Here is a 21,219-nt window from a genome sequence, read left to right as displayed (position 1 = left end):
CTCCGGACCACTCGAAGCCTGCCGGTTTTGACCCGTCATGGGCGGAGGAACCCCCCGAAAGCGACGGCGTGAACAGTAGCCGGTCGATCCGGTGCGCGTGCCGCATCGCCGCTGGGGCCGATTTCCCTCCACCTCGCTCCACCGCTCTGACCTGCACCTTTACTCGTGAGCTCGGGTGAAACCGGGGTAGGACCAGTTGCGGGTGGAGGGAAGTGGAGTACCGTGGAGGCACTTGGTGAGGACTGGATGAGAAACGTGGACCGCACGCCGTGACGATGAGCAGAGGGGGCGGCCGTGAGCATCGAGTCGGCCTTCAGCGGCTTGGGCTCCTCGGCGCCGTTCCTCGGCACGTACACCCCGCGTCTGGACGACAAGGGGCGGCTGATCCTGCCCGCCAAGTTCCGCGCCCAGCTGGCGCCCGGTCTCGTGATGACGCGCGGCCAGGAGCGCTGCCTGTTCCTGCTGCCGATGGACGAGTTCCGGCGCATGCACGACCAGATCCGGCAGGCGCCGGTCACGAGCAAGCAGGCCCGCGACTACCTGCGCGTCTTCCTCTCGGGCGCGAGCGACGAGCTGCCGGACAAGCAGGGCCGGATCTCGATCCCTCCGATGCTGCGCACGTACGCCGGGCTGGACCGCGACGTGGCGGTCATCGGTGCGGGCTCGCGCGTCGAGGTCTGGGACCTCGCCGCCTGGGAGACGTACCTCGCCGAGCAGGAGGCCGGCTACGCGGAGACGGCCGAGGAGGTGTTCCCGAACGGACCCTTCTGAGCCCGTCCGGCGCACCCGCCGGTCACCGCTGACCCGAACGCACTGACCAGCACGACGACCCGACTGCAGGCCCCAGGTCCACCGCCCGGCGAGATCTCCTCCCGTCTTCTCTGTCGCACTTCCCCGCGACAGAGGGCCGGTGGGGGATCTGGTCGGACGGCGGAGGGGCCGCCCGACCACCACAGGCCCGCAGCGCACACTGCCGCCGCGGGGCACCCGGCCCCAGCGAGAGGAGACACCGATGACCGGAACCGCCACGGCCCAGCCCGACGACGCGTCGAAGCGGCACACCCCGGTGCTGCTCGAGCGGTGCCTCGAGCTGCTGGCCCCCGCGCTCGAGGCCCCGGGCGCCGTGATGGTGGACTCGACGCTCGGCATGGGTGGTCACACCGAGGCCGTGCTCACGCGCTTCCCCGAGGTGCGGGTCGTCGGGCTCGACCGCGACCCGCAGGCCCTCGAGCTCGCAGGACGTCGGCTCGCCCCGTTCGGTGACCGCTTCACGCCCGTGCACGCGATCTACGACGAGATCGGCGACGTGCTGCGCTCGCTCGGCATCCCCGCGGTGCAGGGCGTCCTGATGGACCTCGGCGTGTCCTCGCTCCAGCTCGACGAGACCGAGCGCGGCTTCTCCTACTCCCAGGACGCGCCGCTCGACATGCGCATGGACGCGACGGTGGGTCAGACCGCAGCGGACGTGCTCAACACCTACGACGTGCGTGACCTCACGCGGATCCTGCGCGAGTACGGCGAGGAGCGCTTCGCCCAGCGGATCGCCCGCCGGATCGTCGCGCAGCGCGAGACCGCGCCCCTGGCCCGTACCGGCGAGCTCGTCGACATCCTGCGCGCGAGCATCCCCGCAGCCACCCGCAAGACCGGCGGCAACCCCGCCAAGCGCACGTTCCAGGCGCTGCGCATCGAGGTGAACGGCGAGCTCGAGGTGCTCGAGCGCGCGCTGCCCGCCTCGATCGAGGCGCTCGCCGTGGGCGGCCGCATCGTCGTCGAGGCCTACCACTCGCTCGAGGACCGGCTCGTCAAGCGGGCCCTCGCCGTGGGCGCGACGTCGAGCGCGCCGGCGGGTCTGCCCGTCGAGCCCGAGACGCACAAGCCGTTCCTGCGGCTCGTCACGCGCGGCGCCGAGGAGGCCGACGAGGCCGAGCGTGAGCGCAACCCACGCTCGCAGTCGGTGCGGCTGCGCGCGGCCGAGCGACTTCGACCCACCCCCGACCACCTCCGCGGCAGCGGTGCACCGAGGAGACCAGCATGAGCGCACAGGCAGCAGCACGGGTCCCGGTGCAGGCGGTTCCCCGCCCGGCACGTCCCACCGCTGCGCCGTCCACCCAGCCCGCCCCGCGGCTGCTGCTGGTCCGCGCACCCGCGCAGGCCCGCACCCGGGTGCCGTTCGTGGTGGCCTGCATGCTGATCCTGGCGGCCGCGCTCGTCTCGGCGCTGCTGCTCAACACGACGATGGCCCGCGGGGCCTTCGAGAAGCAGACGCTCGGTGCCGAGCTCTCCCGGCTCGCCCAGACGGAGCTCGACCTCTCGGCCGAGGCCGACCGGCTCCGGTCGCCCGAGGTGCTGGCGACCGCCGCCCGGGCCCGGGGCATGGTGCCCGCCGAGAGCACGGCGTGGCTCCGGCTCGCGGACGGCACGGTGCAGGGTGCGCCCGGGGGTGCGGGAGCAGGCGGATGAGCGAACGGGTGTCGACGCGGGCTGCCGCACCGGCACCCGGACGCGCCCCCGGACGTCCGGAGGCGCGAGGAGCCGTCCCGCGCGCCGCCGAGGCGACGTCGGAGGCGCCACGCCGCGCACCCACCGGGAAGCCCCGCCCTGCACCCGTGCAGAACCGGGCGCCGCGCAGCGCGCCGCGCCCCGGCACGGACGCCCTGCGCGCCCAGCAGCAGCCCCGCACCCGCACACCTGGCACGAGGCCCGGCGGTACAGGGCCGATCGGTCCACGACGCCCCGGCCGTGGCGGGGGACCCGGGGCGGGCGACCCGCGGCGTCGGCAGGCGTTCCTCACGGTCATGGTGCTCGTGCTGCTCACCGCGTTCGCGGCACGGCTCGTGTGGATCCAGGGCATCCGCGGCGAGGCCGTCGCGCAGGAGGCGTTGGAGAAGCGGCTCACGAGCGTCTCGACGCTCGCCGTGCGCGGGCAGATCACCGACGCGAACGGCGACACGCTCGCGCGCTCGGTCGAGCGCTACACGCTCGCCGTCGACCAGACGACGATCGCGACCTGGTCGAAGAAGGGCACCGAGCCGCTCCTGGCCGGCCCCGCGGGGGCGGCGTCGCTGCTGGCCCCGCTGCTCGACATGAACGAGGCCGAGCTCGGCGCCCTGCTCACGGGTGACCGCACGTACAAGGTCGTCAAGAAGGACCTGCTGCCCGAGCAGATGCGGGCGATCCGTGAGCTGCGCATCGGCGGGGTCCAGTTCGAGCGGGTCGCCGAGCGGGTCTACCCCAACGGGACCGTCAGCGGGAACCTGCTGGGCTGGGTCAACAGCGAGGGCGACGGCGCCACGGGGCTCGAGGCGATGCTCGACGAGCGGCTGACGGGCTCGCCCGGCAAGCTCGTCTTCGAGCAGGGCCGCAAGGGGCAGGCGATCCCGGGCGGCTACGAGGAGTCGACCGACGCGGTCCCGGGCGACAGCGTGCAGCTGACGCTGCTCAGCGACCTGCAGTGGAAGGCCGAGGACGCGATCAACGCGCAGGTCGCCGCGACGGGCGCCGACTCGGGGACGGTCGTGGTGATCGACATCCGGACCGGCGAGGTGCTCGCGCTCGCCGACTCGGGGTCCGTCGACCCCAACAACCCGACGTCCGCGGCCCGCGGGTCGAGCGCGATCTCGGACATCTTCGACCCGGGCTCGACCGCCAAGGTGATCACCATGGCCGCGGGGATCGAGACCGGCCTCGTGACACCCACCACACCCTTCACCGTGCCGTACCAGTACACGACCCCGAACGGTCAGACGTTCAAGGACTCGCACGAGCACGCGGGCATGCAGCTCACGACCACCGGGATCCTCGCGCAGTCGTCGAACACGGGCACCGTGATGATCGGCGAGCAGCTGCCGCAGCAGGTCAGGTACGACTACCTCGCGAAGTTCGGCTTCGGCTCCAAGACGGGGATCGAGCTGCCCAACGAGTCGCGCGGCCGCCTGCGCGACTCCGCCGACTGGGACGGGCGCACCAAGTACGCGGTGCTCTTCGGCCAGGGCCTGTCGGTCACGGCGCTCCAGGCGACCGAGGTCTTCGCCACGATCGCGAACGACGGGATGCGCGTCCAGCCGCACATCATCAAGGGCTGGACGTCGGCCGACGGCACGTTCACCCCGACGATCACGCCCCCGGCGACCCAGGTCGTCTCGAAGGAGACCGCCGACACCGTGCTCACGATGCTCGAGAGCGCGGTCGACGACGGCACCGGCTCGGCAGCCTCGATCCCCGGCTACCGCATCGCGGGGAAGACCGGTACCGCGCAGGTGTTCGAGCCCGCAGGCATCGCCGCTTCGTTCATCGGTGTCGCGCCGGCCGACGAGCCGCGCATCGCGGTCAGCGTGGTGCTGCACAACCCGCGCACGTCCGAGTGGGGCGGCACCGTCGCGGCCCCGGTCTTCTCCGAGGTGACGCGCTACGCGCTCCAGGAGCTCGCGGTGGCCCCGAGCGGCCTTCCGGCCGCGCTGTACGCGACGACGTGGTGACCGGCGTGACGTCTGCCACGGTGGCCGCCCAGCGCCCGTGGCGGGATCGTGGCTCGTCCGACCGGGGTAGATTCTCCCTATGACGTCCCCCCAGGGTCGGATGCGCCCGCTGCACCCCGCCACTCACCGGGTCGACGACCTCGCCGCCACGTTCGACCTCGAGGTCCGTGGCGTCGCCCCCCGACCCGAGACCACCCTCACCGGCGTGAGCGTCGCCAGCGGCGACGTGCTGCCCGGCGACCTGTTCGTCGCCCTGAGCGGTCTCAAGGTCCACGGTGCGACGTACGCCGCCCAGGCGCTCGAGGCCGGCGCGGTCGCGATCCTCACCGACGACGCCGGCGCCGAGCTGGTCGCCGCGCTCGACCCGCAGGTCCCCGTCCTGGTGGCCCCCGACCCGCGCGCCCTCGCCGGACCGGTCGCGGCCTGGGCCCACGACCACCCGGCGCGCGGCATCGTGACCGTCGGCATCACGGGCACCAACGGCAAGACGACCACGACCTACTTCGTCGACGCCGCGCTCCGCACCCGGCACGCCAGCACGGGCGTGATGGGCACCGTCGAGCTGCGCATCGGCTCGGAGGCGATCGAGAGCCCGCGCACCACGGTCGAGGCACCCGTCGTGCAGTCGATCCTGGCGCTCATGCACGAGCGCGGCGCCACGGCCTGCTCGATGGAGGTCTCGTCGCACGCGCTCGCGCTGGGCCGCGTGCGCGGTCTCGAGCTCGACGTCGTCGGGTTCACGAACCTGCAGCGCGACCACCTCGACTTCCACGGCGACATGGAGGGCTACTTCCGCGACAAGTCGCGCCTGTTCGCGCCCGGCCAGGCGCGCCGCGGGGTCGTGGTCGTGGACGACGAGTGGGGTCAGCGGCTCGCGGCCGAGGCGCAGATCCCGGTCGAGTCGGTCGCGACGCAGGTCGGTTCGCCGTCCTCGCTCGACGCGGACTGGGCGGTGACGAGCGCGGACATCGGGCTCGACGGCATCGGTTCGACGTTCACCCTGCGGGCCCCCGACGGGACCGAGCACCTGGCAGCGAGCCCGCTGCCGGGGCGGGTCAACGTCTCGAACGCGGCCCTCGCGATCGTGCTCGCGCACCGTGCGGGCCTCGACCTCGCGGACGCGATCGACGGGGTCGGCCACGCCTCGGCGATCCCCGGTCGCATGGAGCGCGTCGTCGAGCGCGGCGAGGGCATGCCGCTCGGGCTGGTCGACTACGCGCACACGCCCGACGCGCTGGTGCTCGCGCTCGACGCAGTGCGCCCGATCACCCCGGGTCGCCTGATCCTGGTGTTCGGCTCGGACGGCGACCGCGACCAGGGCAAGCGCCCGCTCATGGGCGAGATCGGCGCGCGCCAGGCCGACGTCCTGGTCGTCACGGACGAGAACCCCCGCTCCGAGGAGCCGGCCGCGATCCGCGCGTCCATCCTGGAGGGGGTGCGGGCCGTGCGCCCCGACCTCACCGACGTCCACGAGGCGACCAGCCGCACGCAGGCCATCCACGACGCCTTCGAGATCGCGACGGAGCAGGACACCATCATCATCACCGGCAAGGGCCACGAACCGACGCAGGAGATCGCCGGGGTCTTCCACCGGTACAACGACCGGGACGTGCTGCTGGCGGCAGCCGCGGCCCGGCGACAGCTCGAGGAGCAGGACGCGTGATCGCACTGACGGCGGCCGACATCGCGGCCGCGACCGGGGGTGAGCTGCGTCCGGCGTCGCTCGACCCCGCCACTGTCGTCGCGGGACCCGCGGTGATCGACTCGCGCGAGGTCGAGCCGGGTTCGCTCTTCGTGGCGCTGCCCGGCGAGCACGCCGACGGGCACGACTTCGCGGCGGGTGCGGTGCAGGCTGGTGCGGCCCTCGTGCTCGCGTCGCGCGACGTGCTCGGGGCCGACGGCGAGCCGGTGCCCGCGGTCGTCGTGCCCGACGTCGAGAAGGCCCTCGGCGATCTCGCGCGCACGGTGCTCGTGCGGCTGCGCGAGGCCTCGGCCGAGCCGGGCGGGGCGGGCCTGCAGGTCATCGGCGTGACGGGTTCGGTGGGCAAGACGACCACCAAGGACCTGCTGGCCCAGGTGCTCGGCACCGCCGGCCCCACGATCGCCCCCGCGCGCTCGTTCAACAACGAGATCGGCCTGCCGCTCACCGTGCTGCGCGCCGACGAGTCGACCCGCTACCTCGTGCTCGAGATGGGGGCCAGCGGCATCGGCCACCTCACCTACCTGACGGGGATCGCACCGCCCGACGTGGCCGTCGTGCTCGTCGTGGGCAGCGCGCACCTGGGCGAGTTCGGTGGCATCGAGGCCGTCGCCCGGGCCAAGGCCGAGATCGTCCAGGGACTCGTCCCCGACGGTGTCGCCGTGCTCAACGCGGACGACCCGCGGGTGCGGGCCATGGCCTCCGTGGCTCCCGGGCAGGTCGTGACGTTCGGCACGTCGAGCGCGGCCGACGTCCTGGCGCGCGGCGTGCGGCTCGACCGTGCCGGCCGCGCGTCGTTCACGCTCGAGGCGCCGGGCTCCGACGGCGTGGTGCGGCAGGTGCCCGTCTCGCTGCGGCTCGTGGGCGAGCACCACGCGCACAACGCTGTCGCCGCCGCTGCGGCTGCGCTGCAGGTCGGGCTCGGGATCGACGAGGTCGCGGCCGGGCTCAGCGTGGCCGACGCGCTCAGCCCGCACCGCATGCACGTGGTCGACCGCCCCGACGGCGTGACGGTGATCGACGACTCGTACAACGCGAACCCCGACTCGATGCGGGCCGCGCTCAAGGCGCTGGCCGTCGTCGCCGGACGCGACCGCCGTTCGATCGCTGTGCTCGGCGAGATGCTCGAGCTCGGTGCGGACTCGCGCGAGGCGCACGACGCGATCGGCCGGCTCGCGGTGCGGCTCAACATCGGGCTGACGGTCGCGGTGGGGGACGGTGCCCGCCCGATCCGTGACGGCGCGAACCACGAGGGGTCGTGGGGCGACGAGGTCGCCCTCGCGGACGACATCGACGCCGCGGCCGCGTTCCTCGAGGACGAGCTGCGACCCGGTGACGTGGTGCTCGTGAAGTCCTCGTACGGCGCGGGGCTGTGGCGCCTGGGTGACCTGCTGGTCGCCGGCGGGACCGGCGCCGGGACGGAGGTCGCGTCATGAAGGCCGTCCTGATCTCGGGCGGCCTGTCGATGCTCATCGCGCTGCTCGGCACCCCGCTGTTCATCCGCTACCTGGTCCGCAAGCAGTACGGGCAGTTCATCCGGCAGGACGGCCCGACGGCGCACTTCACCAAGCGCGGCACCCCCACGATGGGCGGCGTCGTCATCATCGGGGCGACGCTGCTGGGCTGGGTCGGCGGGCTGCTGGCCACCCAGCAGCTGCCCAGCGTGTCGGCCCTGCTCGTGCTGTACCTCATGACCGGGCTCGGGGTGGTCGGGTTCCTCGACGACTTCATCAAGATCTCGCGGCAGCGCAGCCTCGGGCTCAAGGCCCGGTGGAAGTTCCTCGGCCAGGGGCTCGTGGGCGTCACCTTCGCGCTCGCCGCGCTGCAGTTCCCGAACGAGGCGTTCCGCACCCCGGCCTCGACCCGGATCTCGTTCATCCGGGACACCAACCTGGACCTCGCGTTCGCGGGCGTGACCCTGGGCATGGTGCTGTTCGTGCTCTGGGCCAACTTCCTCATCACGGCCTGGTCGAACGCCGTCAACCTCACCGACGGCCTCGACGGCCTCGCGACGGGCGTCTCGCTCATCGTCTTCGGCTCGTACGTGCTGGTGGGCGTGTGGCAGTTCAACCAGAGCTGCCAGTTCCTCGCCACCGCCGGGCCACGCTGCTACGAGGTGCGCGACCCGATGAGCCTCGCGGTCGTCGCGGCCTCGATCACCGGCGCGTGCTTCGGCTTCCTGTGGTGGAACGCGAGCCCCGCGAAGATCTTCATGGGGGACACGGGCTCGCTCGCGCTCGGCGGCGCGCTGGCCGGGCTCTCGATCCTGTCGCGCACCGAGATCCTCGCGGCGATCATCGGCGGCCTGTTCGTGCTCATCGTGCTCTCGGACGTCATCCAGATCGGGTTCTTCAAGATGACCGGGAAACGGGTCTTCAAGATGGCGCCGCTGCACCACCACTTCGAGCTCTCGGGCTGGGGCGAGGTGACGATCGTCATCCGGTTCTGGATCATCGCGGGCCTGTTCGTGGCCCTCGGCATCGGCATCTTCTACGCGGAGTGGGTGACGGGATAGTGGAGCTCACGGGCGCGCGCGTGGTGGTCGCCGGGCTCGGGCTCTCGGGCCGGGCGGCGCTCGAGGTGCTCACAGCCCGCGGCGCGACGGTCACGACCGTCGACGAGCACGCACCGGCGGCCGACGTCCAGGACGTGGCGCGGTTCGTCGCCGACGGCGGCCTCGACGGCGTCGACCTGGTGGTCGCCTCACCCGGCTGGCCGCCGAGCAACGCGCTGCTGGCCGACGCGCTGGCGCGGGACGTGCCGGTGTGGAGCGAGGTCGAGCTCGCCTGGCAGGTCCGGGCCGAGCGTCCGGGTGGGCGCGGCCCGGCGCCGTGGCTCGCTGTCACCGGCACCAACGGCAAGACCACGACCGTGGGCATGCTGGCCGCGATCCTGCGGGCGGGCGGCGAGCACGCGGTCGAGGCCGGGAACGTCGGCACTCCGATCGTCCAGGTCGTCACCGATCCCACGGTCGACGTGGTCGCGGTCGAGCTCTCGAGCTTCCAGCTGCACTTCACGCACTCGATGTCGGCCCAGGCCGCCGCGGTGCTCAACGTCGCTCCCGACCACCTCGACTGGCACGGCTCGCTCGCCGCGTACGCGGCCGACAAGGGGCGGGTGTACGAGCGCGTCCAGGTTGCGTGCGTCTACAACCTCGCCGACCCGGTCACCGAGCAGCTCGTGCGCGAGGCCGACGTCGAGGACGGGGCCCGGGCGGTCGGCACCACGCTCGGCACGCCCGGCGTCGGCCAGCTCGGCGTGGTCGAGGACGTGCTCGTCGACCGCGGCTTCACCCCGCAGCGCTACACGCACGCGGCCGAGCTCGGCACCCTGGCCGATCTCGCCCACCTGGGTGGCCCGGGCGGGGCGGTGCCGCCGCACGCCCTGGAGAACGCCCTCGCGGCCGCGGCGCTCGCGCTCGCCCACGGCTGCGCGCCGGCCAGCATCCGCGCGGGCCTGCGGGCGTACACCCCCGGGGGCCACCGTCTCGAGACCGTGGCTGTGCTCGACGGAATCCGCTGGGTCGACGACTCCAAGGCCACCAACGCGCACGCCGCGGCCGCGTCGCTCGCGGCGTTCGAGCCGGGCACCGTGGTGTGGGTCGCCGGTGGCCTCGCGAAGGGCGCCACGTTCGACGAGCTCGTCGCGGCCCGCCGCGACCGGCTCGCCGGGGTCGTGCTGATCGGCGCCGACCAGGAGCCCCTCGCGGGCGCCCTCGCCCGACACGCGCCCGAGGTTCCCGTCGTCCTGGTCGATCCCGACGACACTGGGAGCGTGATGACCCGTGCCGTGGACGAGGCGCGCCGGCTCGCCGCCCAGGTGCCCGGCGGGAACGCGAACGTGGTGCTCGCACCGGCGAGCGCCTCGATGGACCAGTTCGACTCCTACGCCCAGCGGGGGGAGTCGTTCGCCGCAGCGGTGCGCGCCCTGGGCCAGGACGCGGGCTGAGGCGGACGTGGTGACGTCCACACGCTCGGGACCGCTCGCCGCGAAGCCCCCGGCCGCCGCCGGTCCGACCGAGGGGTCGGGCGGCGCCCTCGGCGCCTGGAACAGCGCCGTCACCAGCTACTACGTGCTCACCGGGGCGACGGCGCTGCTCGTCGTGCTGGGTCTCGTGATGGTCCTGTCGAGCTCGAGCGTCGAGTCGATGGCGGCCGGCGACTCGCCCTACGCGGTGTTCATCACCCAGGCCCAGTACGCGCTGATCGGGCTGCCGGTGCTGCTGGCCGCGTCGCGTGTGCCCGTCGCGGTCTACCGGAAGGCGGCGTGGCCCTTCCTGGCCTTCGCGGCGCTGCTCCAGCTCCTGGTGTTCAGCCCTCTGGGTGTCGGCACCAAGGGCAACACGAACTGGATCGACGTCGGGCCGTTCACCGTGCAGCCCTCCGAGGTGGTCAAGCTCGCGCTGGCGATCTGGCTCGGCGCGGTCCTCGCCCGCAAGAAGCCGCTGCTGCGCGAGTGGAAGCACGCCTTCGTGCCGGCGGTACCCATGGCCTGCCTCATGATCGGGCTCGTGCTCGTGGGTCACGACCTCGGCACCGCGCTCGTGATGATGCTGCTCGTGGGCGGCGCGATGTTCATCGCCGGGGTCCCGCTGCGGATGTTCGGGGTCGCCGCCGCGCTGGCCGGGGTCGCGGCGGGCGCGCTCGCGCTCTTCAGCAGCAACCGCGTCGAGCGGATCACCTCGTGGCTGAGCGACAACTGCGACCCCACGAGCGCGTGCTACCAGACGGTGCACGGCGGCATGGGCCTCGCGACCGGCGGGTGGGCCGGGATCGGCCTGGGGCAGAGCCGCGAGAAGTGGTCCTACCTGCCCGAGGCGCACAACGACTTCATCTTCGCGATCATCGGCGAGGAGCTGGGACTGATCGGCACCCTGCTTGTGCTGGGCCTGTTCACGCTCATCGCCCTGGCCATGTTCCGGGTGATCCGCCGGCACCCGGACCCGTTCGTGCAGATCACGACGGGGGCCGTCGTGTGCTGGGTCATCGGGCAGGCGCTCGTCAACATCGCCGTCGTGATCGGCCTCGCGCCCGTGATCGGGATCCCGTTGCCGCTCGTCTCCGCGGGTGGGTCGGCCCTCATCATGACGATGGCCGCGATCGGCGTGGTCATCTCGTTCGCGCGGTCCGAGCCGGGGGCGGCCGAGGCCCTCGCCGCGCGCCCGAGCGTGGTGCGCCGCTCGCTCGCGGTGCTGGGCCGGACGCGGGCGTGATCGTGGGTGCAGGCACCGGCATGAGACTGTGCACCTCCGCGCGGCGGTGCGCGGAACGGTGAGAGACGAAGGAGCTGAGGGACGCGTGGGTGGACGTGAGGGTGTGCGGTCGGTGCTGCTGGCCGGCGGAGGCACGGCGGGGCACGTCAACCCGTTGCTCGCCGTCGCGGAGGAGCTGCGCCGGCGCGACCCGCAGGTGCGGCTCACGGTGCTGGGCACCGAGACCGGCCTCGAGTCCCGGCTCGTGCCCGAGCGCGGGCTCCCGCTCGCTGTCGTCCCCCGGGTCCCGCTGCCCCGGCGCCCCACGGCCGAGTGGGCGATGCTGCCCGCCCGGCTGCGCGAGGCCGTGCGGGCCGCGGGCGAGGTCATCGACGAGACCGGCGCGCAGGTCGTGATCGGGTTCGGCGGCTACGTCTCGACGCCGGCGTACCTGGCGGCCCGGACCCGGCACGTGCCGGTCGTGGTGCACGAGCAGAACGCCCGCGCGGGCCTCGCCAACCGGCTCGGCGCGCGGTGGGCCGCCGATGTCGCTGTGACGTTCCCGGGCACGACGCTGCCGGGCGCCCAGGTCACGGGCCTGCCCCTGCGTCCCGAGATCGCGGCGCTGGTCGCCGACCGGGAGCGCGACACCCAGGCCACCCGGCTCGACGCCGCGGCGCGGCTCGGGCTCGAGCCGGCGCGCACCACGCTCGTGGTCACGGGCGGCTCGCTCGGGGCGCTCAGCCTCAACCGGGCGATCGTGCGGGTGGCCGGCGAGCTGCTCGACGCCGGGGTGCAGGTGCTGCACCTCGCGGGTGCGGGCAAGGGTGACGAGGTGCGCGAGGCGGTCGCGGCGCTGCCCGGCGCCGAGCGCTACCACGTGCGTGAGTACCTCTCCGAGATGCAGGACGCGCTGGCCGTCGCCGACGTGGTGGTCGGCCGGGCGGGTGCCGGGACCGTGAGCGAGCTCGCGGCGCTCGGGATCCCCGCGGTGTACGTGCCGCTGCCTGTCGGCAACGGCGAGCAGCGGCTCAACGCCGCGCCCGTCGTCGCGGCCGGCGGGGGACTGCTGGTCGCTGACGCAGACCTCACGCCCGAGTGGCTCGTCGAGCACCTGGTGCCGCTGCTCGTGGGCCCGGACGCCGGTGCCGTGCGGGCACGCATGGGTGAGGCCGCGGCGACCGTCGGTGTCCGTGACGCCGCGTCGCGCGTGGCCGACCTGGTCGAGGCGCACCTGCCCCCCGTCGACGCCGCCGCGGACGCGTCGGGTCCCGGCGCACCGGAGCTCGGCTCTCTGGGGCGCGTCCACCTGATCGGGATCGGCGGCGCGGGCATGTCGGCCGTGGCCGGACTGCTGTCCGCCGCGGGCGTGACCGTGTCGGGCTCGGACGCCAAGGACGGCGCGGTGCTCGCGGACCTGCGTGACGCCGGGGTCCAGGTCTGGGTGGGCCACGAGGCGTGGTACGTCGACGACGTGGACACCGTCGTCGTGTCGAGCGCGGTCCGGGAGACCAACCCCGAGCTGGCCCGGGCACGCGAGCTGGGGCTGCGGGTGCTGCACCGCTCGGAGGCCCTCGCGGCGCTCATGGCGGGGCACGACGCGGTCGCGGTCGCGGGCGCGCACGGCAAGACCACGACCTCGGCGATGATCGCGACGGCGCTGACGCACGCCGGTCTCGACCCCTCGTTCGCGATCGGGGGCACAGTGCTCTCGGCCGCCGGCCCTCTCGGGGGCAGCCGCAGCGGCGCGGGTCCGGTCTTCGTGGCCGAGGCCGACGAGTCGGACGGCTCGTTCCTCGCGTACTCGCCCCGCACGGCCGTCGTGACGAACGTCGAGCCGGACCACCTGGACCACTACGGCACCCGTGAGGCGTTCGAGGAGGCGTTCGTCCGCTTCGCCGGGCGCATCGTCCCCGAAGGTCTGCTCGTGGCGTGCGCGGACGACCCGGGTGCCGCCCGGCTCGTGGACGGCGTGCGTGACGAGCTCGCGGCCCGAGGCGCCGACGTGGTGACGTACGGGATCGAGCCCGGCGCCGACGTCCTGGTCGAGCCGCGGGGGCGCACGGGGGAGGACTGGGCTGTCGACCTGCGTTCGGCCGACCCGTCGATCGGCGACGCGACGCTGCACCTGACCGCCCCGGGCACCCACAACGCGCTCAACGCGGCCGCGGCCTTCGTGGTCGCACGGCGCGCGGGGGCCTCGACCGCCCAGGCCGTCGAAGGGCTGGCCGCCTTCCGGGGGACCGGGCGACGCTTCGAGCTGCGCGGCGAGGTCGCGGGCGTGCGGGTGGTCGACGACTACGCGCACCACCCCACCGAGGTCGCGGCGCTGCTGCGCGCGGCGCGCAGCGTCGCGGGCGACGGACGCGTGCTCGTGGTGTTCCAGCCACACCTGTTCTCCCGCACGCGGACGTTCGCGGCCGAGTTCGGTCAGGCCCTCGACCTCGCCGACGTCGTCGTGGTGACCGATGTGTACGCCGCGCGCGAGGACGTCGACCCGGCGGTCACCGGGCAGCTCGTGGTCGACGAGGTGCCGACCGCCGGACGCGCGCGGTTCGTCGCTGACCGGGTGGAGGCCGCCCACGTCCTCGCGGCGGACGCGAGACCGGGCGACCTGGTGCTCACGGTCGGGGCGGGTGACGTCACCGAGCTCGCTCCCGTGGTGCTCGCGGCCCTCGTCACGCGTGACGCGGCCGGAGGGCCGGAGCAGGCATGACGCCGCAGCGCCCCCGCCCACCGGTCCCCGGCCGGACCGCGCGCCCTGCTGCGCCGCGTCCGCCCGCGGGTCCGGCGGTGCCCGGGAGCGCCACGGGCTCGACGCCGGTGACCGGGCAGGGGGCGGGTCGCGCGCCGGTGCGTCCGCGTCCGGCGCTGCCGTCCCGCCCGGCCGCGTCCGAGCCGCGCGCCGGCACGGGTGCCACCCCGCAGGCCCGAGGCGCAGGGCTGCCCGAGCCGTCGGTGACCACGTACTCGACGGGGCGGCGCGGAACGGTGCTGCCGTCGCGTCCCCCGGTGGTCTCGGCCGTCTCGGCGGCACGGTTCGCGGAGCGCGCGAGGGCTCGGCGGCGGCTCGCGGTGCGGCAGGTGGCCCTCGTCGTCGGCGGGCTGCTCGGGGTCGGTCTCGTGGCGTGGCTCGTGCTGTTCTCGCCGGTGCTGCGGCTCGACCAGCAGCAGGTCGTGGTCGACGGCGCCGGGACCGTGGTCGCGGTCGACCAGGTCCTGGCCGTGGTCGCGGAGCAGGGCGAGATCCCGCTGCCCCGGCTGGACACCGTGGCACTGCGCGAGCAGGTCCTCGACGTCCCGGGGGTGCGTGAGGCGGAGGTCACGCGCGAGTGGCCGCGCGGGCTGCACATCCAGCTCGTCTCGCGCGAGCCGGTCGCGGCGGTGCCGGAGGAGGCCGGGGTCGTCCCTCCGGACGGCGTGCCCGGGTTCGCGCTGGTCGACATGGACGGCGTGCAGGTGGGTCGGGTCGACGTCGCCCCGGAGGGCCTGCCGGTGGTGCAGGTCCCCGTCGGGGAGGCGCGCACGCTGACCGCGGTGCTCACCGTGCTCGACGCCCTGCCGGTCGAGCTGCTCGCGCAGGTCGGGGAGGTCTCGGCGCAGACGCAGGACACGGTGACGATGCAGCTGCGCGACGGCGCGCGGGTCGACTGGGGGAGCGAGCAGGACACGGCGCTGAAGATCGCCGTGCTCGGTGCGCTGCGGGCCGCGCCCGAGAGCGCGGGGGCGGCCGTGTACGACGTGTCGGCGCCGACGATGCCCATCACCCGGTGACCGGCAGCCGCGGGCGGCGATGTGACGGCATCGTCGGCCGACACGCGCGCGTGGTCGTTGATCCGGACGCCCGTCGCACCTAGCGTCTCGGAGTGAAGAATGTGACATAACTATAACCCTCAGGTTGAGGGTGAAGGTTTGACGGTCGCGGTCCTGCCGCACCGTCCTGTTGGACCCGGCGCACAACGAGAGGCACCCACTGTGGCAGCTCCGCAGAACTACCTGGCGGTCATCAAGGTCGTCGGCATCGGAGGTGGCGGCGTCAACGCCGTCAACCGCATGATCGAGGTCGGCCTCAAGGGTGTCGAGTTCATCGCGATCAACACCGATGCCCAGGCTCTGCTGATGTCCGACGCCGACGTCAAGCTCGACGTGGGCCGTGAGCTCACGCGCGGGCTCGGTGCCGGCGCGGACCCCGAGGTGGGCAAGAAGGCCGCCGAGGACCACGCCGAGGAGATCGAGGACGTGCTCCGCGGTGCGGACATGGTCTTCGTGACCGCGGGCGAGGGCGGCGGCACGGGGACCGGCGGTGCGCCCGTCGTGGCTCGCATCGCCCGCTCGCTCGGTGCGCTGACCATCGGTGTCGTCACGCGGCCGTTCACGTTCGAGGGACGCCGCCGCTCGGTGCAGGCCGACTCGGGCATCGACGCGCTGCGCGCCGAGGTCGACACCCTCATCGTCATCCCCAACGACCGGCTGCTGTCGATCTCCGACCGCTCGGTGTCGGTGCTGGACGCGTTCCACTCGGCCGACCAGGTGCTGCTCTCGGGCGTGCAGGGCATCACGGACCTCATCACGACGCCCGGCCTGATCAACCTCGACTTCGCCGACGTGAAGTCAGTCATGCAGGGTGCCGGCTCGGCGCTCATGGGGATCGGCTCGGCGCGAGGCGACGACCGGGCCGTGCAGGCTGCCGAGCTCGCGATCTCCTCGCCGCTGCTCGAGGCCAGCATCGACGGCGCGCACGGCGTGCTGCTGTCGATCCAGGGCGGTTCCGACCTGGGGCTCTTCGAGATCAACGAGGCCGCGCGCCTCGTGCAGGAGGCCGCGCACCCCGAGGCCAACATCATCTTCGGTGCCGTGATCGACGACGCGCTCGGCGACGAGGTGCGCGTCACGGTGATCGCCGCGGGCTTCGACGGCGGAGCGCCGCTCGTGCGACGCGACGGGCGCGGCCTGGGACAGGTCAGCGGCTCGATGTCGGGGGCCACGCGGTCCGCGCCGGCCGCCGCGCCGACCCACGCCGTCGGCCAGCCGCGTCCCGTGGACCCGGACGAGGACGTGGTGCGCGTCGGCACCCCGAGCCGTCCGGTCGCCCCGGCCCCCGTGCCGCAGTTCATGGCGTCCGAGCGCGAGCACGCCACCGGCCAGCTCGCGGTGCCGCAGATCTTCGAGGACGAGGGCGCACGCCGCACCCACGACGACCTCGACGTGCCCGACTTCCTCAAGTAGTCGCTGCATGACCCTGCCTGTGCTCGAGGTCGACCTCGGCCCGCGGGTGCGCGCCGGTTTCACCACGCGCGCCGGCGGGGTGAGCGGTGGGGCGTGGGGCACGCTCAACGTCGGGCTCGCGGTCGGTGACGACGAGGAGCACGTGCTGACCAACCGCGAGCGGGTCGAGCGGTGGGCCGGTGGTCCCGTCGTGTACGCGAACCAGGTGCACGGCGCGCAGGTCGCTGTGCTCGACGACGCGGCCCGCACGCTGCCGCGTGGCGCGTCGGCCGGTGACGTCGACGCGCTCGTGTCGACGTCGGCCGGGCTCGGTGTCGCGGTCTACGTCGCCGACTGCGTCCCGGTGCTGCTCGCCGACGCCGATGCGGGGCTGGTCGCCGCGGTGCACGCAGGCCGGCCGGGTCTGGCCGCGGGGGTCGTGGGTGCGGCTGTCGCCGCGCTGCGGGCGAGCGGCGCCGAACCCGCGCGGCTGCGCGCCGTGGTCGGCCCCTCGATCAGCGGCGGGGCGTACGAGGTTCCCGAGCAGATGCGGGCCGATGTCGCCGCGCTCGTGCCCGAGGCGTGGGCGGTCACGACGTGGGGCACACCGGCCCTCGACCTCGCGGCGGGGGTCGTGGCGGAGCTGTGGCGGGCCGGCGTGAAGCACGTGGACAGGCTCCCGACGTGCACCTGGGCCGACGAGCGGCTTTACTCTCATCGGCGTGCGGTGCGTGACGGCACCACGACCGGCAGGTTCGCGGGCGTGGTACGGATCACCGGGTGAGGTCGGGGTAATCCGGACGCGCCGCGCGTGTCGCGCCGGGAGGGTGCTGCGCCCTTGCTAGCGTGAAAACGCAGGGAGTAACAGTTCGGGGGATGGGGAGACCGCGATGGCCGGAGCGCTGCGCAAGACGATGCTGTACCTCGGCCTCGCCGACGAACGAGGCGAGCACGAGGAGTACGTCGAGGAGTACGACGATCTGGAGGCTACGGTGCCGCAGGAGTACGAGGCTCAGGTCACGCCGCTGCACCGCCCGACGATGACGCGCGTGGCGACGTCCGCGCCCGCCACGGGCGAGCTCCGACGGATCACGACGATCCACCCGCGCTCGTACAACGACGCGCGCAAGATCGGCGAGGCGTTCCGCGAGGGGACCCCCGTCATCATGAACCTCTCGGACATGGACGACGCGGACGCCAAGCGGCTCGTCGACTTCTCCGCCGGCCTGATCTTCGGGCTGCACGGCGCGATCGAACGGGTCACCAACAAGGTGTTCCTGCTCTCGCCCGCGCATGTCGAGGTCACGGGTGAGGAGCAGCCGCCGGCTGAGCCCCCCACGGTCGGTTTCTTCAACCAGAGCTGACGCGTGACGTTCCTCATCGGCATCCCGTACCTGATCGTCCTGGTCTTCTTCCTGCTGCTGCTGGTGCGTCTGGTCCTGGACTGGGTGCAGTTCTTCGCACGCGACTGGCGACCCACCGGGATCGCGCTGGTCGTCGCCGAGGCCACGTACACGGTCACCGACCCGCCGTTGCGGGCCGTGCGGCGCGTCGTTCCCCCGCTGACGCTCGGCTCCGTGCGGCTCGACCTGGCCTTTCTGGTCCTCATGCTGCTGTGCTCCGTGCTCTTGTCGGTGCTGCCGGCGCCGTGAGCCAGCGAGACCCTGCTCGCCCCCCGGGGTCTGAGCAGTGCACGGCGGGTCGCACGCTCGTGCGACAAACTCCGCTACCGTGAGCCGAGGTGGTCGGTGACTGCCCACCGGCTAGACCAAGTTCGACCGAAGAGGTGACGACGATGGCACTGCTGACAGCAGACGACGTCCTGAACAAGAAGTTCCAGGCGACCAAGTTTCGAGAGGGATACGACCAGGACGAGGTCGACGACTTCCTCGACGAGGTCGTGCACACCCTTCGTGACCTGCAGACGGAGAACGAGGAGCTCAAGACCAAGCTCGCGGCAGCAGAGCGGCGGATCGCCGAGCTGAGCCGCGCGGGTGCGCAGCAGCAGGCGGCCCCGGCCGCCAAGCCCGAGCCCGCCCCCGAGCCCGAGCGCCCCGTCGCCGCGGCACCCGTCGCCCCCGCTCCGGTGGTCGTCGCGCCCGTCGGCCAGCAGCGGCCCAACGAGCCCGAGTCGGCTACGGGCATGCTCGCGCTGGCCCAGAAGCTGCACGACGACTACGTCCGCAGCGGCCAGGAGGAGAGCGACCGGCTCATCTCCGAGGCCAAGGCCCAGGGCTCGCGCATCGTCCGTGAGGCCGAGGAGACGTCGTCACGCACGCTCGGGCAGCTCGAGCAGGAGCGCTCGCTCCTCGAGCGCAAGATCGACGAGCTGCGGGTGTTCGAGCGGGACTACCGCACGCGCCTCAAGAGCTACCTCGAGAACCTGCTCGGCGACCTCGACAACCGGGGCAGCGCGCTGCCGCCCCGCAGCGGTCAGAACGCCCAGCCCGGAGGCGACCCGCGAGGGGTCTGACCTGCAGTTCTGCTGTCCAGCACACCGCGTGGGGAGAGGTCCTCACGCGGTGTGTTGTGCGTTGTGACCATCGCGCATAGTCTCGCGTGACTTCCAGAGAGAGGGCGCCAGTGGCCATCAACGACTCGCTCAGCAGGGGGACGACATCGCAGGGGGACCCGGACTTCGCGAAGGCGGTTCGGATGTTCCCTGTGCGTGACGGTGAGAAGCCGTGGTCGGTCCGAGATGTCCGTGCGGTCGCCGACGAGCTCATGAGCGACGTCGCGCGACTTACCTCCGAGCTCTCCGCGGCGGACGCCGAGCTCTCGGACCTGTTGCGGAACTCCGGAGACGGAGCAGGCGACGACCAGGCCGACTCGGGCTCGAGCGCGCTCGAACGTGAGCACGAGCTGACCCTGGTGAACAACACGCGTGATCTCCTGGCGCAGACCACGCACGCGCTGGCCCGCATCAGCGCGGGCACGTTCGGCACGTGCGAGTCGTGCGGCAAGGCGATCGGCAAGGCGCGTGTGGAGGCCTTCCCGCGCGCCACGCTGTGCGTGGAGTGCAAGCAGCGCGAGGAGCGTCGCTGACGCCCCCGTAGACTCCTGCGGGTGCCCACGACCTCCGAGACGACGCCGGCCCTCGCACCTCCGGGTGCGAGGCACCGGCGTCGCCTTCTGCCGCTCCTCGTCTCCCTGACGGCCCTCGTCCTGCTGATCGACCAGCTCACCAAGGCCTGGGTGCTCCAGGCCCTCGTCGAGGGCGAGGCTGTCCCCGTGCTGGGCGACCTGCTGAGCCTGCAGCTGCTCTTCAACCCCGGTGCCGCGCTGTCGATCGCGGAAGGGATGACGTGGGTGCTCACGCTCGTGGCGCTCGGCGTCGTCGTGGTGGTCGTGCGCATCGCGCGCCGCCTCGGGTCGACGGGCTGGGCGGTGGCTCTCGGCCTGCTGCTCGGCGGGGCGCTCGGCAACCTCGGCGACCGGCTGTTCCGGGAGCCCGGGGTGGGACGCGGTCGCGTCGTCGACTTCATCGCGTACGGCGACCTGTTCGTCGGCAACGTGGCCGACATCGCGATCGTCGCCGCGGCCGGGCTCATCATGCTGCTCGCGCTGCGCGGCATCCAGATCGACGGGACCCGCGAGGGTTCGACCGCCGCGGACGACGCGGCGCCGGACGGCGGGCACGCCCCCCAGGCCCCCGCGGCCGGACCCGAGGCCCGTACCCCCCAGGAGGGCCGCGACGATGGCTGAGACCCGGGCGATGCCCGTCCCCGACGGACTCGCGGGCGAACGGGTCGACGCGGCGCTCGCGCGGCTGCTCGGGGTGTCCCGCACCCGGGCCGCCGAGATCGCCGCGGACGGCGGTGTGCGGCTCGACGGCCGGGAGGTCGGCAAGTCCGACCGGCTGCTCCCGGGCGGCTGGCTCGAGGTCGACCTGCCCGATCCGGCGGGCGCGCAGGCGCAGCCCGCCGTGGCGCCCGAGCCCGTGCCCGGGATGCGCATCGTGCACGACGACGACGACCTGGTGGTCGTGGACAAGCCGGTCGGCGTCGCGGCCCACGGGTCGCCGGGCTGGACCGGGCCGACCGTGGTCGGAGCGCTCGCCGCAGCGGGCTACCGCGTCGCGACGTCGGGCGCCGCCGAGCGCCAGGGCATCGTGCACCGGCTCGACGTCGGGACGTCGGGGCTCATGGTCGTCGCCAAGAGCGAGCACGCGTACACGGTGCTCAAGCGGGCGTTCAAGGAGCGCACGGTCGAGAAGGTCTACCACGCGCTCGTCCAGGGCCACCCCGAGCCCACCACCGGGACGATCGACGCGCCCATCGGGCGTCACCCCAGCTCGGACTGGCGGTTCGCGGTGGTCGCCGACGGCAAGCCCTCGGTCACGCACTACGAGGTGCTCGAGATGCTCCCGGCGGCCTCGCTCGTCGAGGTGCACCTCGAGACCGGGCGCACCCACCAGATCCGCGTCCACTTCTCGGCCCTGCGGCACCCGTGCGTGGGCGACCTCACATATGGCGCCGACCCGTCGCTCGCGGCGCGCGTCGGGCTCTCGCGGCAGTGGCTGCACGCCATGCGGCTGGGCTTCGAGCACCCCACCAGCGGGGACTGGCTCGAGCTCACGAGCGAGTACCCGCAGGATCTCGACGCGGCGCTCGCGACGCTCCGCGACGCCTACCGGTAGTCGTTCCGGG

General features: G+C 73.4%; 19 protein-coding genes. All 19 read left to right on the top strand.

Translation table 11 applies throughout. The annotated features are described in order from the left end of the window. Window positions 1–321 precede the first annotated feature (321 nt). The 19 genes from mraZ to ACGIF2_RS04285 all read left to right on the top strand — a co-directional run bounded on the left by mraZ (window position 322) and on the right by ACGIF2_RS04285 (window position 21,209). Complete coding sequence (mraZ, locus tag ACGIF2_RS04375) at window positions 322–771, top strand: division/cell wall cluster transcriptional repressor MraZ (RefSeq protein ID WP_396044221.1); 450 nt, start codon at window positions 322–324, stop codon at window positions 769–771. Window positions 772–1,012: 241 nt separating this feature from the next. Then, window positions 1,013–2,035: a 16S rRNA (cytosine(1402)-N(4))-methyltransferase RsmH gene (gene rsmH / locus ACGIF2_RS04370; RefSeq protein ID WP_396043880.1), complete on the top strand. Its 1,023-nt coding sequence runs from the start codon at window positions 1,013–1,015 to the stop codon at window positions 2,033–2,035. Further along, on the top strand, window positions 2,032–2,460 hold the full coding sequence (locus ACGIF2_RS04365) for a hypothetical protein (protein ID WP_396043878.1): 429 nt from the start codon (window positions 2,032–2,034) through the stop codon (window positions 2,458–2,460). The genes rsmH and ACGIF2_RS04365 overlap by 4 nt, the downstream gene beginning before the upstream one ends. 335 nt (window positions 2,461–2,795) lie before the next feature. Beyond that, window positions 2,796–4,475: a peptidoglycan D,D-transpeptidase FtsI family protein gene (locus tag ACGIF2_RS04360; RefSeq protein WP_396043876.1), complete on the top strand. Its 1,680-nt coding sequence runs from the start codon at window positions 2,796–2,798 to the stop codon at window positions 4,473–4,475. 79 nt (window positions 4,476–4,554) lie between these two features. Next, complete coding sequence (locus ACGIF2_RS04355; RefSeq protein ID WP_396043874.1) at window positions 4,555–6,138, top strand: UDP-N-acetylmuramoyl-L-alanyl-D-glutamate--2,6-diaminopimelate ligase; 1,584 nt, start codon at window positions 4,555–4,557, stop codon at window positions 6,136–6,138. Continuing rightward, window positions 6,135–7,610, top strand: coding sequence for a UDP-N-acetylmuramoyl-tripeptide--D-alanyl-D-alanine ligase (murF, locus tag ACGIF2_RS04350; RefSeq protein ID WP_396043872.1), 1,476 nt, complete (start codon window positions 6,135–6,137; stop codon window positions 7,608–7,610). Before ACGIF2_RS04355 ends, murF begins: the two co-directional genes overlap by 4 nt. Beyond that, window positions 7,607–8,689, top strand: a complete 1,083-nt coding sequence (gene mraY / locus ACGIF2_RS04345) for a phospho-N-acetylmuramoyl-pentapeptide-transferase (RefSeq protein WP_396043870.1) — start codon at window positions 7,607–7,609, stop codon at window positions 8,687–8,689. The genes murF and mraY overlap by 4 nt, the downstream gene beginning before the upstream one ends. Continuing rightward, entirely contained in the window at window positions 8,686–10,122 is a 1,437-nt protein-coding gene (murD, locus tag ACGIF2_RS04340; protein WP_396044219.1) for a UDP-N-acetylmuramoyl-L-alanine--D-glutamate ligase, read from the top strand. Before mraY ends, murD begins: the two co-directional genes overlap by 4 nt. Window positions 10,123–10,132: 10 nt before the next feature. Beyond that, a complete protein-coding gene (gene ftsW / locus ACGIF2_RS04335; RefSeq protein ID WP_396043868.1) occupies window positions 10,133–11,386 on the top strand; it encodes a putative lipid II flippase FtsW in 1,254 nt (417 codons plus the stop codon). 85 nt (window positions 11,387–11,471) lie between these two features. Beyond that, entirely contained in the window at window positions 11,472–14,081 is a 2,610-nt protein-coding gene (gene murC, locus ACGIF2_RS04330; RefSeq protein WP_396043866.1) for a UDP-N-acetylmuramate--L-alanine ligase, read from the top strand. 77 nt (window positions 14,082–14,158) lie between these two features. Continuing rightward, on the top strand, window positions 14,159–15,139 hold the full coding sequence (locus ACGIF2_RS04325) for a cell division protein FtsQ/DivIB (RefSeq protein ID WP_396043864.1): 981 nt from the start codon (window positions 14,159–14,161) through the stop codon (window positions 15,137–15,139). Between the two features lie 201 nt (window positions 15,140–15,340). Then, on the top strand, window positions 15,341–16,591 hold the full coding sequence (gene ftsZ / locus ACGIF2_RS04320) for a cell division protein FtsZ (RefSeq protein WP_396043862.1): 1,251 nt from the start codon (window positions 15,341–15,343) through the stop codon (window positions 16,589–16,591). 7 nt (window positions 16,592–16,598) lie between these two features. Further along, complete coding sequence (pgeF, locus tag ACGIF2_RS04315) at window positions 16,599–17,354, top strand: peptidoglycan editing factor PgeF (RefSeq protein WP_396043860.1); 756 nt, start codon at window positions 16,599–16,601, stop codon at window positions 17,352–17,354. Window positions 17,355–17,460: 106 nt separating this feature from the next. Beyond that, window positions 17,461–17,934: a cell division protein SepF gene (locus ACGIF2_RS04310; protein WP_396043858.1), complete on the top strand. Its 474-nt coding sequence runs from the start codon at window positions 17,461–17,463 to the stop codon at window positions 17,932–17,934. A 3-nt stretch (window positions 17,935–17,937) separates the two neighbouring features. Further along, entirely contained in the window at window positions 17,938–18,222 is a 285-nt protein-coding gene (locus tag ACGIF2_RS04305) for a YggT family protein (protein ID WP_396043856.1), read from the top strand. Window positions 18,223–18,365: 143 nt separating this feature from the next. Continuing rightward, on the top strand, window positions 18,366–19,043 hold the full coding sequence (locus ACGIF2_RS04300) for a DivIVA domain-containing protein (protein ID WP_396043853.1): 678 nt from the start codon (window positions 18,366–18,368) through the stop codon (window positions 19,041–19,043). A 116-nt stretch (window positions 19,044–19,159) separates the two neighbouring features. Continuing rightward, a complete protein-coding gene (locus ACGIF2_RS04295) occupies window positions 19,160–19,615 on the top strand; it encodes a TraR/DksA family transcriptional regulator (protein WP_396044217.1) in 456 nt (151 codons plus the stop codon). Window positions 19,616–19,636: 21 nt separating this feature from the next. After that, entirely contained in the window at window positions 19,637–20,275 is a 639-nt protein-coding gene (locus tag ACGIF2_RS04290) for a signal peptidase II (protein WP_396043851.1), read from the top strand. Beyond that, entirely contained in the window at window positions 20,268–21,209 is a 942-nt protein-coding gene (locus ACGIF2_RS04285; RefSeq protein ID WP_396043849.1) for an RluA family pseudouridine synthase, read from the top strand. Before ACGIF2_RS04290 ends, ACGIF2_RS04285 begins: the two co-directional genes overlap by 8 nt. Window positions 21,210–21,219: the final 10 nt, after the last annotated feature.

The sequence above is a fragment of the Cellulomonas sp. P22 genome (assembly GCF_044392165.1).
This window is presented reverse-complemented; position numbering and strand designations above follow the sequence as displayed.

Coding starts and splice junctions, on each gene's coding strand:
- ACGIF2_RS04365 (WP_396043878.1), top strand. CDS start 2,032: ATGAGCGCACAGGCAGCAGCACGGGTCCCGGTGCAGGCGGTTCCCCGC.
- mraY (WP_396043870.1), top strand. CDS start 7,607: ATGAAGGCCGTCCTGATCTCGGGCGGCCTGTCGATGCTCATCGCGCTG.
- ACGIF2_RS04355 (WP_396043874.1), top strand. CDS start 4,555: ATGACGTCCCCCCAGGGTCGGATGCGCCCGCTGCACCCCGCCACTCAC.
- pgeF (WP_396043860.1), top strand. CDS start 16,599: ATGACCCTGCCTGTGCTCGAGGTCGACCTCGGCCCGCGGGTGCGCGCC.
- rsmH (WP_396043880.1), top strand. CDS start 1,013: ATGACCGGAACCGCCACGGCCCAGCCCGACGACGCGTCGAAGCGGCAC.
- ACGIF2_RS04360 (WP_396043876.1), top strand. CDS start 2,796: ATGGTGCTCGTGCTGCTCACCGCGTTCGCGGCACGGCTCGTGTGGATC.
- ACGIF2_RS04310 (WP_396043858.1), top strand. CDS start 17,461: ATGGCCGGAGCGCTGCGCAAGACGATGCTGTACCTCGGCCTCGCCGAC.
- ACGIF2_RS04300 (WP_396043853.1), top strand. CDS start 18,366: ATGGCACTGCTGACAGCAGACGACGTCCTGAACAAGAAGTTCCAGGCG.
- ACGIF2_RS04285 (WP_396043849.1), top strand. CDS start 20,268: ATGGCTGAGACCCGGGCGATGCCCGTCCCCGACGGACTCGCGGGCGAA.